This window comes from Terriglobia bacterium, assembly GCA_036496425.1.
In the GTDB taxonomy this organism is placed as follows: domain Bacteria; phylum Acidobacteriota; class Terriglobia; order 20CM-2-55-15; family 20CM-2-55-15; genus 20CM-2-55-15.
This window is the reverse complement of sequence record DASXLG010000345.1, coordinates 1-16,674: the sequence shown is the minus strand read 5'-3', so window position 1 is coordinate 16,674 and position 16,674 is coordinate 1. Positions and strand designations below refer to the sequence as shown.

The 16,674-nt window shown below is 57.3% G+C and carries 15 protein-coding genes and 1 tRNA gene; 12 read left to right on the top strand and 4 right to left on the bottom strand.

Annotation, left to right across the window (positions count from 1 at the left end):
- The 5 genes from VGK48_25290 to VGK48_25270 all read left to right on the top strand — a co-directional run.
- Positions 1 to 726: DHHA1 domain-containing protein (locus tag VGK48_25290; protein ID HEY2384506.1), on the top strand; the 726-nt coding region annotated here is incomplete at its 5' end.
- A 79-nt stretch (positions 727 to 805) separates the two neighbouring features.
- Positions 806 to 1,495 carry a lytic transglycosylase domain-containing protein gene (locus VGK48_25285; GenBank protein ID HEY2384505.1) on the top strand — a complete coding sequence of 230 codons (690 nt, stop codon included), beginning with the start codon at positions 806 to 808 and terminating at the stop codon, positions 1,493 to 1,495.
- Positions 1,496 to 1,582: 87 nt separating this feature from the next.
- Positions 1,583 to 3,376, top strand: coding sequence for an N-acetylmuramoyl-L-alanine amidase (locus VGK48_25280; protein ID HEY2384504.1), 1,794 nt, complete (start codon positions 1,583 to 1,585; stop codon positions 3,374 to 3,376).
- 104 nt (positions 3,377 to 3,480) lie between these two features.
- Positions 3,481 to 4,554 (top strand): DUF6599 family protein, encoded by a 1,074-nt coding sequence (locus tag VGK48_25275; GenBank protein HEY2384503.1) that lies wholly within the window; start codon positions 3,481 to 3,483, stop codon positions 4,552 to 4,554.
- A gap of 197 nt (positions 4,555 to 4,751) precedes the next feature.
- Positions 4,752 to 4,824: transfer RNA gene (locus VGK48_25270), tRNA-Thr, on the top strand.
- A gap of 349 nt (positions 4,825 to 5,173) precedes the next feature.
- Here VGK48_25270 and rpoD read toward each other — a convergent pair.
- On the bottom strand, positions 5,174 to 6,826 hold the full coding sequence (gene rpoD / locus VGK48_25265; GenBank protein HEY2384502.1) for an RNA polymerase sigma factor RpoD: 1,653 nt from the start codon (positions 6,824 to 6,826) through the stop codon (positions 5,174 to 5,176).
- 251 nt (positions 6,827 to 7,077) lie between these two features.
- Entirely contained in the window at positions 7,078 to 7,332 is a 255-nt protein-coding gene (locus tag VGK48_25260) for a hypothetical protein (protein HEY2384501.1), read from the bottom strand.
- A gap of 400 nt (positions 7,333 to 7,732) precedes the next feature.
- On the opposite strand from VGK48_25260, the gene rpsU reads away from it, so the two are divergent.
- Together rpsU and VGK48_25250 are read left to right on the top strand one after the other, a co-directional pair.
- Positions 7,733 to 7,942 (top strand): 30S ribosomal protein S21, encoded by a 210-nt coding sequence (gene rpsU, locus VGK48_25255; protein ID HEY2384500.1) that lies wholly within the window; start codon positions 7,733 to 7,735, stop codon positions 7,940 to 7,942.
- Positions 7,943 to 8,006: 64 nt separating this feature from the next.
- Positions 8,007 to 8,315, top strand: coding sequence for an RNA-binding protein (locus tag VGK48_25250; protein ID HEY2384499.1), 309 nt, complete (start codon positions 8,007 to 8,009; stop codon positions 8,313 to 8,315).
- 56 nt (positions 8,316 to 8,371) lie between these two features.
- On the opposite strand, the gene VGK48_25245 is transcribed toward VGK48_25250, so the two are convergent.
- Positions 8,372 to 9,136, bottom strand: coding sequence for a hypothetical protein (locus VGK48_25245; protein HEY2384498.1), 765 nt, complete (start codon positions 9,134 to 9,136; stop codon positions 8,372 to 8,374).
- Positions 9,137 to 9,263: 127 nt separating this feature from the next.
- A complete protein-coding gene (locus VGK48_25240) occupies positions 9,264 to 10,436 on the bottom strand; it encodes a tetratricopeptide repeat protein (GenBank protein ID HEY2384497.1) in 1,173 nt (390 codons plus the stop codon).
- An 84-nt stretch (positions 10,437 to 10,520) separates the two neighbouring features.
- Here VGK48_25240 and VGK48_25235 point away from each other — a divergent pair, with 84 nt between their 5' ends.
- The 5 genes from VGK48_25235 to VGK48_25215 all read left to right on the top strand — a co-directional run.
- The gene (locus tag VGK48_25235; GenBank protein HEY2384496.1) at positions 10,521 to 11,666 is read left to right on the top strand and encodes a substrate-binding domain-containing protein; all 1,146 of its coding nucleotides are present in this window, start codon (positions 10,521 to 10,523) and stop codon (positions 11,664 to 11,666) included.
- A gap of 126 nt (positions 11,667 to 11,792) precedes the next feature.
- Entirely contained in the window at positions 11,793 to 12,053 is a 261-nt protein-coding gene (locus VGK48_25230) for a hypothetical protein (GenBank protein ID HEY2384495.1), read from the top strand.
- Positions 12,054 to 12,121: 68 nt separating this feature from the next.
- On the top strand, positions 12,122 to 12,382 hold the full coding sequence (locus VGK48_25225; GenBank protein HEY2384494.1) for a hypothetical protein: 261 nt from the start codon (positions 12,122 to 12,124) through the stop codon (positions 12,380 to 12,382).
- A gap of 94 nt (positions 12,383 to 12,476) precedes the next feature.
- Positions 12,477 to 15,728 (top strand): carboxypeptidase-like regulatory domain-containing protein, encoded by a 3,252-nt coding sequence (locus VGK48_25220; GenBank protein HEY2384493.1) that lies wholly within the window; start codon positions 12,477 to 12,479, stop codon positions 15,726 to 15,728.
- A 193-nt stretch (positions 15,729 to 15,921) separates the two neighbouring features.
- Positions 15,922 to 16,674, top strand: a 753-nt coding sequence (locus VGK48_25215) for a hypothetical protein (GenBank protein ID HEY2384492.1), incomplete at its 3' end; no start/stop codon positions are given.

Here is a 16,674-nt window from a genome sequence, read left to right as displayed (position 1 = left end):
GCCGTCGCCGAAGGTGCGCTGGCGTTCTTCGGAGAGAAATACCTGCAGCAGGTCCGCGTCGTTTCGATTCCGGGAGTCAGCATGGAACTGTGCGGCGGAACGCACACGAAGATGACCGGCGACGTCGGCCTGTTCAAGATCGTGGGCGAATCGAGCATCGCTTCCGGCATCCGCCGCATCGAAGCGCTCACCGGATTCGGGACGTATCTGCGTCTCGAAGAAGACGAAAACCTGCTCCAGGAACTGGCGCATACGCTGCGCGCCCCCCGCACCGAGTTGACCCGCGCCATCACGCGCCTGCTCGATCAACAGCGGGAACTGGAGAATGAACTGGAAGACTTGAAGCGGAAATCCGCCAATTCCCAGATCGGAAACCTGGTCGAGGCGCCCAGGGATGTTCAGGGCGTGGCTGTAATCTCCAGAAAAGTCGAGGGCGTCGACGCGTCGATGCTCCGGGAACTTGCTGAAAATACAGGATCAAAAATTGGTTCCGGGGTGGTTGTCCTCGGTTTAGCCTCTAATGGCAAAGCTTCCCTGGTGGCGGTCGTCTCTCCGGACCTGCAAAAACGCCTCCACGCGGGAAAGATCATCAAGAAAGTCGCTGAACTCATCGGAGGCAGCGGCGGCGGCCGGCCGGACTTTGCCCAGGCGGGCGGGAAAGATTCTGAAAAGTTGGAAGATGCCTTGAAAAATGTGTACAATATCGTGGCTGAATTCCTTAACTAGACCACCAGTAATGGGGAATAAATACAAGACGCACAAGAGGACACAAAAAGCACAGGAGTTGGCTGTTCTTGTGTCTGTTGTGCTTTTTGTGTTCCTGCTTCCGATCCCGGTGTCTGCCGCCGATAACACCATCATCTCGATCGTGAATGCAGACGGCAGAAGGGTGTTCACGAATGTGATCGAGAACACAGCCACGCCGGCGGCCGCGCCCGTTATATTGGCGGCGGTTGAAACGGGCGGCGTTCTGGCGGCAGAAATACCGGAGCCGTTACGCGCGCTGGTGGACACGATCTCGAAGAACTACGGCGTGGATCCCGCGCTGGTGCGGGCGGTTATCAAGACTGAATCCAACTTCAACAGATGGGCCGTTTCAAACAAGGGCGCCCTTGGCCTCATGCAGCTGATACCGGAGACCGGCAGACGTTACGGCGTCCGGGATTTCTTCGATCCCGCGCAGAACGTCGACGGCGGCGTGCACTATCTGAGTTTCCTGCTCGACAAGTTCAACGGCAATCTGGATCTCTCGCTGGCTGCATATAACGCGGGAGAAAATCTGGTGGGGAGGCTGGGACGAATCCCGCCAATCCCTGAAACGACGAATTACGTTCGCAAGATCCGGGCGATTTACCAGGAGAAGCCCGCTCCTGCCCCTGCGAAAGCAGCAGCGATTGCGCCGGCTCCGCAGGAACCGGAACCGGCGAGGATCTATAAGGTCGTCGACGAACGCGGCGTGGCGCACTTCTCGAATTTTGCGCCGCCGGGTAATTAATGAACGGAGCGAATGAGCTCGGTAGAGCGAAACAGTAATTACATGAGCGGAGCGAATGTGAGCTCGATAGAGCGAAACGATAAGTAAATGAAACTAAACGCAGTCTTCATAGCTGCGCTTCTGTCCGCTTCAGTTTCTGCTGCCCCACGCTCGGAAAAATCTGTCCTTCTGCAGAAAGCCCATCAGGCATATGTTGCCGCTCAAGCGATGGAAGCCGCTCTCAACGAAAAACCCGAGGCGGAACGCACACGCGCGGAGTACTTGAAAGTCATCCAGGCCTATCAACGCACGTACCTGATCACGCCGCACACCGGCTACGCGGACGATGCGCTGATGAACGTTGCCAAACTGTACGAAGAAATCAAAGACAACGCGGACGCGGTCAAAACCCTGAAGTTCATGATCCATGACTATCCGAGTTCGCCGTTCAAAGACACCGCGGAAAAAGACGTTGTACGGCTCAGCGGTGGGAACCCGAACACGGCAGCGGCGCTTCAGAAAACGACCTCGGTCGACAACATCCGGTACTGGGAAGCGCAGAATTCCGTTCGCGTGGTCGTCGATGTCGGCGGCGACGTGACATTTGTGCAGGGCGACGCCAAGGATCCGGACCGGGTCTTCATCGACGTCATGCCCGCCCGGCTGAATTCCGCGCTGATCGGTAAACAATGGCCGGTGAAGTCCGGACTGCTGCAGCAGATCCGCGTCGGCCAATATGACCTTTCGACGGTTCGCGTCGTTCTGGATCTCGGCACGATCGGCCGCGTCACCAGCTTTACGCTGCGCAATCCGGACCGGCTCATCATCGATGTCCTGGGAAAAGAGACCGCGAGTGTCCCTGCCGCTTCATTCGGCGCGCCGGTTGGAACCGCCACAACGTCCACAACAGCGGTGGCGATGCCGGTTTCGACGACAGCTTCCTTGACGCCGCCCGTGGACACGGTTCAGCCGCCACCTTCGCCGGCACCGGAGCCGGCTCCCGAACCAACCAAATCCCCAACCAAGCCCGCGGCCACGGCGGCAACCACGACTCCGGCAAAGAAACCTGCAGACATCAAGCCGGCTCCGCCAATCACGACACCGGCATCGGCTCCGCCGTTGACTCCGTCCGCCGACGGCAAAGTGATCGTTGCGGCCAAAGCGCCGAACGCGGGACCGCGATCGCTCGTGCGCAGTCTCGGCTTGAAGCTCTCACGCGTGGTCATCGATGCCGGACACGGCGGTCACGACACAGGCACTATCGGGCCCGGTGGCTACACCGAAAAAGAGCTCGTCCTTGACGTTGCGGCCCGGCTCAAAACGCTGATCGAGAACGAAATGGGCGCCGAAGTCGTGATGACGCGAAGCGACGACAGCTTCGTACCGCTCGAAACCCGGACGGCGATCGCCAATCAGCAGCAGGCCGACCTCTTTATATCTATTCACGCGAATTCGAGTACGGTCCGCTCCGTCCACGGCGTCGAGACCTATTACCTGAACTTCACGTCGTCGCGAGAGGCCCTGGACACGGCTTCTCGTGAAAACGCGGCATCCGAACGGTCGATTCACGAACTGCAGGATCTCGTGAAGAGGATCATGCTGGAAGACAAGGTCGACGAGTCCCGAGAGCTGGCGCAACACATCGAAAAATCATTGGCCGCCCGCAAAGGTTCGGGAATCAATCGAGGCGTCAAGCAGGCGCCGTTCGTCGTCCTGATCGGGGCCAATATGCCGTCGATTCTGGCGGAAGTCTGCTTCATCAGCAACCCTCAGGATGAGAAAATTGTCAAGAGCCCCGATGCCCGCCAGGCAATTGCCGAGTCCCTCTTCGAGGGTGTAAAATCCTACGCAGAGTCATTAAGCGGAACAAAGACCGCTAAGGTTCAAGACAAAGCCAATTAGAAAAAGAAGATTCTATTGGAAGTTGTATCATTCCAATGTTTCTGCATTGCAAATTTGAAATGCAGAAACGTCGAAATGATGCAATTTCCAATATAACCAAAAGAATGTACAAAAGATGGTTCTCGAGCCTCCTGCTACTGATGATGTGTGCAGCGGCTCTAATGGGCCAATCGCGGGAAGCTGTCCTCAAGGCAATTCAACAGGATTCGAAGTGGTCCCCCGCCGATCAGCCCGCACAATACGACGAAAAGAACATCGCAAAGCTCTCAGGAAAGCGGGCAGAGGCGATTCAGCACTACGGCTTGACCGGCGCGACGACGCAGACCTGGATGGGTCCGGATGGCCCGGTGCGCCTGACGCTGTATGAAATGCTGGATGCGGGAGCGGCATATGGCGTGTTCACGCTGGACCGTAATCTGGATGAGGCCGGGTTTGCGGCGATCCCGATCGGGACGGAGGGCTTCCGTGTGGGCAACCACGCGGAGTTCTGGCAAGCCAAATACGTGGTTCGCCTGGAAGGCAGTACCGCCGCAACGGACAAGCTCGCGCGTGCGATTTCAGCAAACGTCTTCGGGAGCTCGCACCGGCCTCAAGTCGCCACGCACCTGCCGCCGGAAAATCTGATCCAGGGTTCCGAAAAATACATCATCGACGCTTCCGCCCTCGGACGGAATCTCGACCTCGACCCGCAGACGCTCGGATTCGACGATAGCGTCGACGTCGCGACCGCCGACTATCGCGTGAACGGCAAGATCGCGCATCTCGTCCTGTTGATGTATCCAAATCAACAGCTTGCGAAGAAATATGAAGACCAGTGGTTGGCCCGCTCTCCCGCCGATGCCGGACTCCGCAAACGTGTGAGCGCGCTGTTTGCGATCGTCCGTGGCTCGAAGGATCCCAACGTTGCGAAGGCGATCCTCGATGGAGTGAATTACGAGACTCAAGTCACCTGGGACCAGCCGCGTCCGGACATTTCAATGCGCGATGTGATCCTGACGATCTTCAGTTTTATCGGCATCGCTTTGCTTTTTACTCTTGTTGTAGGCCTCAGTTACGGGGGAGTCCGCATTTTTGTGAAATGGAGATACCCGAATCGGGTGTTCGACCGGCCGCAGGACATGGAAATCATCCAACTCAAGCTGGGTCAAGGAGTTACACCCAAGCAACTCATCGAATAGCTGTCATGTTTTTGGTACTCCCGAAGTAACCGCAATCGCCTGAATACCTTGCAAACGTCAAAAAATAATTCGTTGACAAGCTATACCCCCCTCCTTAAATTTACTCCATTGGAGCTTGACTCCGTTTGCTGGACGGGGTTATCGATCCTTTTTCTCTTTACAACTATTGCTCACCCGGTTCGGGTGAGCATTTTTTTGCCGGCGTAGCTCAGTTGGTAGAGCAGCTGATTCGTAATCAGCAGGTCAGCGGTTCAAGTCCGCTCGCCGGCTTTGATAGATTCACTCCGGAATAGGAACCAGCAGGCGCCTAGCGGAGTTTTGCTCCAAGTTTGAAAACTTTGATCCAAATTGGTGGATTTTGGCCAAAGTTTTGAGATTTTGATCCCAGTGGGCAAAATTTGACGCAGGCTTACTGATTTTTGATCAAACTTCCGGGATTGTGGCCGAAATTACAGGATTTTGATCAAAGGCGTTCGTTTACCAAGTCATTCTGAACTATTTGATGAGGGCCGAAGGCGCGAAGGCGAATGGTGAGAAAGTAGCGGACCGCCCCTCACATTCATCCTGGATGGCGAACCACATCCGATACCGGGTTTTCCGGGCCTGAAGGCGCTCCCTCTCAGTCCCGGCCCGTGACATTGAAGAATGTACGGAGACGGCGATTCCGGCCGGGATGCCGGAGTTTGCGAAGGGCCTTGGCTTCAATCTGGCGTATCCGCTCGCGGGTGACGGAGAAGCACTGGCCGACTTCTTCGAGGGTGTGCTCGGTGCCGTCTTCCAGGCCGAAGCGCATTTTGATAATCCGTTCTTCGCGGGGCGTCAGCGTGTTCAGCACCTGCTCCGTGGTTTCCTTCAGATTGATATTGATGACGGCATCGGTGGGCGATATCAGATGGTGATCTTCGAGCAGATCGCCCAGGTGCGAATCTTCCTCCTGACCGATGGGTGTTTCCAGCGAAACCGGTTGCTGCGCGACTTTCCGTGCTTTGCGCACGTTCGATACGGGAACCCCCATATTGGCCGCAATCTCCTCGGCCGTAGGCTCGCGGCCGAGCGACTGGACCAGCGCACGCGAGGTACGAATCACCTTATTGACGAGTTCGATCATGTGCACGGGAAGGCGGATGGTTCTCGCCTGATCGGCGATGCCGCGCGTGATGGCCTGACGAATCCACCAGGTGGCGTAGGTCGAAAACTTGAACCCGCGGCGGTAGTCGAACTTGTCGACAGCGCGCATGAGGCCGATGTTGCCTTCTTGAATCAGGTCCAGGAACTGAAGACCGCGATTGCTGTATTTCTTGGCAATGGAAACGACCAGGCGAAGGTTGGCTTCGACAATCTCCCGCTTGGCGGCCTCCGCCTGAAGTTCTCCCAGCACGATTTTTTCGGCCGTCCGGCGAAGGTCGCGCGCAGACGACCGGGAATCGATCTCGATTTGCTGAATCCTGAGATCAATCGCTTTGATTTCCTTGTCGATTGCTTTTCGAGCGTCTTTCCGGCTGCGAACGGCTTTGCGTTCGAGGCGGCCGCGCTCCTGTTCGAGCGGACGGATCGTGTCCACCGTTGCTCGGATCACGCCGGTTAGCTTCCGGTTTGCCTCATTCGAAAGATCAAGAGAGCGAACGATTCTGGATAACTCGACGCACGCCCGCCCGAGTTTCCAGCGGGCCCGCCGTAAAGGCGCATTCTTCGTTTTCGCCGGAAGACCGTCGAGTTTAAGGCGCAGACTGTTTACTCTTTTGTCGGCTGCCGCGATCTGGTCGATGAGGTCCAGGGTCAGCCGGAGCTTGCGTCCGAGGCCGTCGTCCGTCAATTCCTCCTCTTTCAAGTTCACAATACTTTGAATCATGCCGTGGTCCGTACCGAGCTGTTTTCCCAAAGCAATGATTTCGGAGACGACCAGCGGGGAGCGTGACAAGGACTTCAGCACGGTGAGGTTGCCCCGTTCGATGCGCTTGGCGATTTCGACTTCCCCCGCTCGTGTCAGCAGCGGAGTCGTTCCCATCTCGCGGAGGTACAGCCGCACCGGATCGGTGTCCTTTTCGAGAGCTCCGGGCGTCAGATCCAGTTCAGCCTCGCCCTCGGCCGGCTCTTCGACCTCGGTTTCCACCGCGATCACGTCCAGAGCGGCTTCACCGGGATGCTCCACCTCGTCACCAAGCATGTCGGGCGGCAGAACGTCGGAGATCTCATCATAGGCGGGCTCGCCTTTCGCCTCCTCAGCCTCAAATATCTTAGCGGGTTCGGCGGAATACTTGTCCAAACGTGGCACTGCGTTTCTCCTATGAGGCCAACTAAACCGGGATTTACGGCTGCTCGCCTCGGTGAACGCCCAACAAACGCCGAGGATTGAGGCACGGAATCGTCGCGGATTTATTGATAGATAATCTGGAAACGTCGAAACAGATTTGATGCCGATTTACAAGTTTGAGCCCTCGGCATGACGCCGAACTTCAGCACGAAATCACGAAAAAGTATATCACGATCTCTCGAACTGAGAGCGCCGCGGCTAAAGGTTTATGTTTACTTCCCTGGAAAGTATTTTTCCCACATCCTGTCCAGGATGGATCGGATCAAATTTCGATTGGGCTCGAAAAGTCCAGATGGAATCCGGGGAAGTTGAACTTCGATTCCCTTTGCGCGATTCTGCAGCATTCTGGCGTATTCCATGGCGTACTGTTGCGCAATGTTGTCTGAAATGCCCCTGCAATACACGACGGCTTCCCCGTTAAATGCGAGCAGGGCGTCGCTGAATTCCGGGCTTAATCGCTCATCCAAGCCAGACCTCCAGTAGCGTGCGCATTTGTGGCAGGTCCGCTCACGGCCGGGTTTTTCCTTCGGACTTCGCCGCGCTGCCGGTCTCCTGTGAGGTCAAGGCCTTTCGCAACTCCCGAATACGGGTTCGGTTATGCAGCTTGGCCCGGCGCTGACGATGAAACCGCGAACGATCGCCATTTCTTCCTGACATTTTATTTTCCTTCTTTCTTTCTTCTTGGAAGTATTCGACCGCCACGAGGAAAACAGTCCAGGAAGGAACCGGAGAGAATGCATGGTCAGGATAGTCCTATGCGCAAGCGATAACAACAAGAATAGAACAAACGGGGACCATTTCAGTTCTTCACCGTCTTTGCTTCTGCCTGCTCGAACATTCTGGTAACGTATCCCATCGGAGGAAGGCATGGCGGAAATTCGGATTCACGAAGGTGAGTCCATTGAAAATGCATTACGGCGCTTTAAGCGCAAGGTGATGCAGGAAGACATCATCAAAGAAGTCAAAAAACACTCCTTCTATATGAAGCCGGGGGAGAAGAAACGCGTCAAACAGGCATTAGCCCGGAAACGGAGCCGGAAGAAAATACGCCGGCAACCGCCCGAAGAGCGAAAATAGTCGACCGGTAAAGTTCCTTCAGCTATAGCTAAGTTTTGCGAGTGGATTCGCGTATACTGCAAAGATGGCAAAGAAAATCTACGTTGGAAATCTATCGTTTCAAATCACTGAGTCAGAGCTGAGCGACATGTTTGCCGGGATCGGCCAGGTTGAATCGGTTCAGATCATCACAGATCGCGATACCGGACGCTCGAAGGGTTTCGGCTTTGTGCAGATGGCGGACGACGCCGCGGCCGAGAAAGCCATCGCGCAACTCAATGGGCAGGAAGTTGGCGGACGTAATCTCACCGTCAACGAAGCAAAGCCGATGCAAAAGAGAGACTTCGGCGGCGGCCGTGGTGGCGGCGGTGGCGGCGGCCGGCGGCGATATTAAGACCGGGCGAGTTATCCGGGCAGGCGCTTTCCAGTCTGCGTTAACCAAACGTCCTGTTATTTGAATGTGAGGTTGACGGAGGCGGAAGCCTCCCGGCCGTCCGTCAAAATCGAAAATGCCGAAGCGCCGTATGAGGCCTTGCCGCTGGCGTCGGTGCTCGACCCGTTCTTCAGAAGCAGCGATGTGCGGCAAATGAGAAACTGGTAGGTCACATCCTCGGCATCGGCGGCTTTGCATTCCCACCGGTTGATCGCTTCCGGAGCATAGTGATCCGATGGTGTCCGCGCGCTTAGCGCGTAAAGCGGGTTGTCATTGGGTTCCGAAACGCGGAAAAGATAGGGCAGGTCGAATGTATAGGCGCGGGTTTGCTTTTCGAAGTTCGCGCTGACCGGAGCATTGACCAGCACGGCGATATCGCTGCGCGCAATCTGTTTCTGCCGGAACGCCTTCAAACTTGCGTCGACTGGAAAGCGCGTCGCCACCCGAAGCGCGGACGTTTCCTTGAGACAGGTTCCGTCGAAGGTATAAACATCGAGCTGGCTGCGGATTTCCGTCATGCTGGCGCGGAACCAGCCGCCGAGCCCCCGATTCTCGTTGAAAAATGCGACTTCGCGCCACTCGCCGTTGCCGCTCATCAGCTCCGAGCACATGACCTGCGGTGACGCTTCGAACACCTGCTGCAGGTCCGCATAGCGGAACACGCCGAAGACTTTCCGGAGTTGCGCAAAGAATTTGGTTTCATCCGCGGATTGCTGACGGGGTGCGATCTGGATCGCGCGCAGTTCCTGCGAGGCGAGCGACAACACGAATATGCCGGCCATGATTCGCAGTAAATTTCGCTCAAGTTGTTTCGGCAACGGGGTCGCTCCGTAAATCTGCCTCATGGTTTAACAACAGCAGGGATCGTTGTCAAGAACCGTCGCACTGACAAATCTGTCGAAATGCGAGCTACTGGCCGGCGCCGGCTTTCTCGAGCTCGGCGGCCTGCTGCTGCACCGCCGGCGCATCGCTTGCCGATGGGTTGTACTGCAGGTAAAGCCGCAGATTTTCGGCCGCGCCTTTGTAATCCTTCTTCTCCGCCAGGATGAAACCCAGAATGTAATTGATCCTCGGCACCTTGTGCTTGTCGTCGAGCCGCGCCGCAGTGCGCGCGCTCTTCTCCGCTTCATCGAGCTGATGCAGGTTGAAGTTCGCGGCCGCGTTGTAAAAGTAAACCTGTGGAGCCGAGTAGGCCTGGAGCTTGATCATCTTCGAGGTGAAATCCACGACGTCCTGCCATTTCTGTTTCTGGAAAGAGAGCTCCGTCAGTTCGGCGTACGGGTTGACGAATTTCGGCTCGAATTCCACCGCCTGAAGCTGCGCATGTAACGCATCATCGACCTTCTTCTCTTCCCGGCAGACCTTCCCGAGTTCATACCAGGCGACGGCAAACCGGGGATAGATCGTCACGGCTTTCAGAAACTCCTGCTCCGCCTCCGGCCACTTCCTGGCCTTTTCGCTGGCCAGGCCTTTGTCGTATTCCTTGCGCGCATCCTTCGGGGCCAGCTTGGTGGTGAGGCTCACCGTATAGCCCTCGGAGTCGCCCTCGCTGAGCGGATGAAGATAGATGATACCGATCTCGGGATCGTCCAGCGTAGACTGGCGCTCCAGGTTGATCACGCTCGAAATGTATCCGCCGAGATACGCCCGCACTTCGCAACCGAACAGGCGTTGGATGCTGATGCCGTTGCCGTTGTTGAAGCCCTCGATGTCGGGTCCGTTGGTTTGCCCATTCAGAACGATACTGAAGTTTCCGCCGGGATCGGTGACGGTGTCGGTACGAATGGCACTGGTGCCGCACACGATCCGGACCGCAACCGCGGGCGGCGCGGGTGTACCGTCGCTCATCTTCACGCTGCCGGTCAGGAAAATCGGCGGCAACGGCGACGGGTTCGCCGGGTTGGTATTCGCCGGCTGATTCGTCGAAGGCGTGGACGGATTCGACGGCTGGTTCGCTGGAGCGGGCCGCGAAGACGGCGCCGATGGAGCCGGCGCAGGAGCGCCTCGTTGACCGGCAAAACCGCTGGCGGGCAGTAAAAACACCAAAACGGCCAAAGCAATTGCTGGAATCATCTTGGCCATAATTGTGTCATAGGGGCCCGCGGTTTGACAGGTACAATAGGTTTCGTTTTTGGTTCGATTCAACCGGCATCATTACTTCGCCTAATGCGGGCTGAAGCCCGCAACTACATATCTGTGAACATTAAAGTCAAAAACCAGGTTGGTGAGATCCGCAAAAGCCGGGGCCTCGGCGCGTCCGATCTTGCGCGCCGGATCGGCGTCAGCAGGCAGACGATATACGCGATCGAAGCCGGCACCTATGTTCCCAACACCGAAGTCGCATTGTGCCTTGCCCAGGAACTGGAAGTGGGAATCGAAGAACTTTTCAGCCTGCACCAGAACCAGGCGAAGCCGGAATCCATCGCCGCCGACGTCTTGAGCGGCACGCCGCCGATCAAGGGGCAACCGGTGCGTGTCTGCCGGATCGGAACCCGCTGGGTCAGCGTTCCCGTGAGCGCCACTCCTTATTACATGCCCGAAGCCGACGGCGTTATCGAACGCGCCGGACGTTCTGAGCGCGCCGACCTGGTGGTGTTCGCGAAGAACGAAATCTCGGAAAAAAAACTCGTGCTCGCCGGATGCGATCCTGCGGCGAACCTTCTTGCCCAGATGGTGGAAAAGATCAGCGGTATCGAGATTGTTCCGGCCGCCGCATCGAGCAAGCTCGCACTCTCGTGGCTGAAAGAAGGGCGGGTCCACGTCGCCGGATCGCATCTGGAAGACCCGAAGACGGGCGAATTCAACCTTCCATTCCTTCGCAAAGAATTTCCGGACAAGGATTTCAGCGTGATCACGTTCGCGCACTGGGAAGAGGGGCTGGTCGTCGCGCCCGGTAATCCGAAACACATCCGCAAAATCGACGACCTCGCGCGCAAGACCGTCCGGTTTGTGAATCGCGAACCCGGCTCGGGGAGCCGCGCGCTTCTGGACAGGCTGACGGGAGCTGCTGGAATCGAGCCGGAACAGATCAACGGCTATACCCGCATCGTGTATGGCCACCTGGCAGCTTCTTACGGTGTATTGTCGGGCGACGCCGACGTCTGCCTCGCGACACGCTCCGCCGCACAGACGTTCGGACTGGATTTCATCCCCCTGCACAGCGAACGCTACGACCTCGTCCTGAAGAAACGCAGCGCCGGAATGCCCGCCATCCAGACCTTCCTCGATGTCCTTCAACGCTCCGCCCTGCGGCGCAAACTGGAAGTGCTGGCCGGATACGACACCTCCCAGACCGGCACGCTCGTGGTATGAATTTTCGCGGTTTTGTCACAGCTCTGTAAAAAAACACTTCGCTTTGCACCACAAAATGTGACATTAAACACTTCCTGAGGTACCATCGGCGGTTCACGGGATCGTAATTGATATTATTTTGATGTAATGCAGCCTCGTTTCAAAATAGGAGATCGCGTCTGGGTCACCGGCCTTCTTCAGGACTTCTACCTTGGAGAAACCGGGACGGTGGTGACGGTGGAAGCGAACCGCGACGGCATCCGCGATCTCGATTTATATGTTATTGCGATTCCAGGCAAGGAAATGCACGACACCAAGCTCGCGGGCTTCGAGCTCATTCCTGCCGGAGTACCGCCGAAGCTGGCCCCCCTTACCTTCAAACAGAGCAAAATGGGATTCTCCTCCTGACCGTTTTCCTGCATGGCACATCGGTGCCACCGCAAACCACTGAATCTACATATCCGGCTTTTGGCCTTGTGTTTGCAAACGTACAGTTCTCCTGCGGGCTGCAGGGACAGGACATCATGCCGGCGAATGGTGAAATCAATAGCGAGTTTGGAGTCTATCGAAACGTCTGCTGCGGACTGGAGGTCGTGCTGGCCGCAGGCGCGGCATTTCCGGATTGCCCCAACCATCCCAGACTGCCGACAGCGTGGAAGTCGATATCCGACGATCAGCCGATCCGGCATGTTTCCCACATTCCATTCATTCAGAAGAAAAGAGACCCGGCGGCCTGACGCTGAGGACCACGTTTCAACCCGGACAACCTCGGCCACAGCGCGATAATCGCGCGGGGCGCCTGTCGCCGCGGCTGTGCTATCGTCGGTGGTCATGGATCACAACCCTGGCCGCATAATCCCCGGACCCTTTGCCGCTCTGGCCTTATGCGTGTCGGCGTGGGCGCAAACTGCGACCAGCGAACTCTTTGGAAGCGTCCGGGATGCGACGGGCGGCGCGCTGCCGGGAGTAATGGTCACGATCACACACACTCCCAGCGGCCAGCAACGGCAAGCGATCACCGACAGCAATGGAAACTACTCGGCGCCTTCGCTGCCGGTTGGCGAATATGCCGTCAAGGCAGAGCTCGCGAATTTCAAAACGCAGATCCGCGAGGGCATTGTTCTTCAGGTTGGACGCCAGAGCCGTCTCGACCTTGTCCTGGAAGTCGGCTCGGTCAACGAAGCCGTGACGATCGAACAATCCGCTCCGCCACTGCAGACCGCGAACGCCGAAGTCAGTGACGTGATCGACAACCAGCGCATCATGGAACTGCCGCTCAACGGGCGCCAGTTCGTCGATCTCACGCTGCTCAGCGACAATATTTTTGTAGCGCCGCGCGGCACGCGTGGATCGGCTCTGGCACAAACGGGCCCTGCGGTGCTCGTCGCCGGACAGCGGCCCGGCCACAACATGTATTTTATGGACGGCGTTTCGGTCACCGATCAGTATTTCAATCATCTGGTGGCATCTCCGCCGATCGACGCGATCCAGGAATTCAATATCCAAAAGTCGATTTACCCCGCGGAGTTCGGCGGGAAAGCGGCGGCGACGGTCAGCGCGGTCACCAAATCGGGAACCAACGCATTCCACGGCGGCCTTTATGACTTTGTCCGGAACGATATCTTCAACGCGCGAAATGCGTTCGACCCGGCCAGGAAACCGGCGTATCGCCAGAACCAGTTTGGCGCCACATTCGGGGGTCCGCTGGCTAAGGATCGTACATTCTTTTTTCTGAGTTATGAGGGCCTTCGCTCGGACACCTCGCTGACACAGATCTTTTCTCTGCCGTCCGCCAAAGTCCGGGGCGGAGACTTTTCCGGCCTCGGCACAATCTACGATCCCCTGTCGACCAACGCCGCCGGCAGCCGCATGCCGTTTACGAACAACAAAATTTCACCGGACAAACTCGATCCCGCGGCCGTTGCATTTCTTCAGAAACTGCCGCTCCCGGATCTTCCCGGCGAGACACAAAATGACCGCGCGACGCCGCTCCTGATGAACAACTTCGACCAGGGCTCTATCCGGCTCGATCAGCATCTGAAGCAGAGCGACGATCTGTTCGTGCGGTTCTATCAGACGTCCTTCGGCACGTTTCAACCGTTCGGCAGCAGCCAGCTCAACGAAACGCTGGTGCCCGGTTTCGGCTATAACCTGACGACGCGCACAGCGAACATCGCGATCGGCGAAACTCATATCTTCGGCTCGAACGTCATCAGCGAAGCGCGCCTCGGATTCCTTCGCGTCACCGGGGGACAGCAAAGCCAGAACCAGGGATTCAATTTTGCCGGAAATTCCGGGATACTGGGCGTCGCACCGGCTCCAGACCAGACCGGTTACCCATCGGTCAGCTTTTCGGGCGCGTATAGCACGGCCGGCGACCCCTCGAATCTCTTCACGCGCCGCGATAACAGCTTCGATTTCATGGAAAATGTGTCGTGGCTTCGGGGTTCACACAGCACGAAGTTTGGAGCGTATATCTTCCGGCTCCAGTTCGACCCGAGCGAATCGCCGAACGCGCGAGGCACCTTCACGTTCTCGCCGCGTTACAGCTCTTCGGCCGCCGGACTCGGCGACGGCAACGCCTTTGCCGATTTCCTGCTCGACTATCCGACTTCGGCCCAGGCGGGCATCGGACCTGGCGGCCGCGAATATGGACGAAGTCTGTGGACGCACTTTTACGCTCAGGATGACTGGCGCGTGCGGCCATCGGTCACCCTCAACTACGGTCTGCGATATGAGATCAACGGACAGATTACCGACACTCAAAACCGGCTGTCGAACATCGAATTGAACCGCTTTGTTGTCGCCAGCGACGATCAGGGCCGGATCAATCCCCTCGCCAACACCCTCCTGCCGCTGATCCCGGTTCCCGTCGTGACCTCGAAGGACGCCGGCGATGCCAGGTCGCTGCAGGCGCCCGACTATCATCACATCGCGCCGCGTTTAGGACTGGCGTGGTCCGTTTCGGACAAGACGGTTGTACGCGCAGGCTGGGGACTGTTCTTCAATCAAGCCGCTTACAATATTCAAACCGCGCTGACCGAAAACCTGCCGTTCTTCTTCAATAAGAGCGTCAATACGGCCTCAACCACTCCGATACCGTCATTGGCGACGGAGAACATACTGCTCGCTCCGAACAATGGAACGATCGGAGGCTCCGGTCTCAATTACAACTACCGGTCGGAGTTCGCGGATTCGTGGAGTTTGAATGTGCAGAGGCTACTGACGGCCGGCTGGGTCGTGCAAGCCGCCTATTTCGGTTCACATGTTTCGGGCGCCGACAACAGCACGTATCAGAACATTCCGACACCCGGACCGGGCGCGATCGATCCAAGGCGGCCGGACCCGCTACTCAGCGGCTACAAGATGATCCGATGGGATGGGTACTCGCTCTACCACTCGGGAACACTGCGGGTCGAAAAGCGCTTGAGTAAGGGCCTGACCTTCAATGCGAACTATACATGGTCGAAGTCGATCGACGACGCCTCCGATGTCGGCTCGACCTTCTCGGAGACCAACATTCCTCAAGACGTGCGGAACCTGCGGGCCGAACGGGCGCTCTCCAGCTTCGATCACCGGCATCGCCTGGTATTTTCGTACACCTGGCAACTGCCCTTCGCCCATGCTGGGAGGCTTCTGCAGGGCTGGGCCGTCAATGGCCTCGGATCCTTTCAATCCGGCGCACCGTTCACTGTGATCCTGCCGACCGACAATGCCAACATCGGATCGGGACCGGCGCAGCGGCCGAATCTGATCGGCGATCCCAACCTGAATGCGCCGCGGACCGCGAGCCAGTGGTTCAATACCGCGGCCTTCCAGATGCCGGCTCCATTTACATTCGGCAGCTCCGGGCGGAACGTCGTTTTCGCGGCGCCCGAAAGCAACGTCGACTTCTCCATCACAAAGGACACGGTCGTAAAAGAGAGCCTCCGCTTGCAGTTCCGTGCCGAGAGCTTCAATGTGCTGAACCACACGAATTTCGCCGATGTTCCGGGCCGGACCGCATTTACGTCGACTTTCGGCAAGTATACTTCCGCGGAAAATCCAAGGCAGATCCAGCTTGCCCTGAAGCTCCTGTTTTAACCGTTCAATCAGCAGAAACCTCGACTGATGCAATGGTCCAATAATATGAAGAACACCTGGCCGCGCGGCGAAAAACTGCTGGTTTTCGTATTAACCGCAGGCTTCCGCGGGGATGGGATTTCGCATTGCACATCTCAATCGCATGAAATGCGCGAATTCCGTCACAAGCCGTCGCTCTTTTTGGTCCTGGCTGATGAGTCCGTCGAGCCTTGCAGCCGCTTTGACCGGAATCTTGTCGGTCATCGCCGTCAGCAATCTGATCCCCATTGCAGCCGCACAGGACAGCACGCAGACCGAACCGGCGGAAGCACCAGCAAAACCTGAACCTGACGCTTCGCAGCCCGCAACTTCACCAAAGGATGCGGGAAAGCAGCAAGTGCACGAGGAGGAGAAACAAAGGATACTGGCGGTGCTTCCGAACTTTCAAACGGCGAATCGACAGACCGCAGTGCCACTTACCGCAGGCCAGAAATTTCACCTGGCTGTTCGCCAAGCGATCGATCCCTTTCAATTTGCGCTCGCTGGAATCGATGCCGGAATCAGCCAGGCAGGGGACAAATTCTCCGGTTACGGCCTCGGCGCCGAAGGCTATGCCAAGCGCTTCGGTGCGGCTTATGCCGACCAGATTTCCGGAACGATGTGGGGTAATGCAATCTATCCCTCACTGCTGCACCAGGACCCGCGCTACCTCCGTAAGGAAACCGGAACATTTAAACACCGATTGGTCGATTCGCTTGTCGCAACGTTCTGGACCAGGAACGACAATGGCACCTGGGGACCGAACTACTCGAATGTAGCGGGAGATTTCACCGCCGGAGCCCTTGCCAATATATATTATCCCGCGAGCAACCGCGGCTTCGGCCTGACGATGCAGCGTACCGCCACAATCGCCATAGAAGGCGCATTGGCCGACATTCTGAAAGAATTCTGGCCCGACATCGACGCA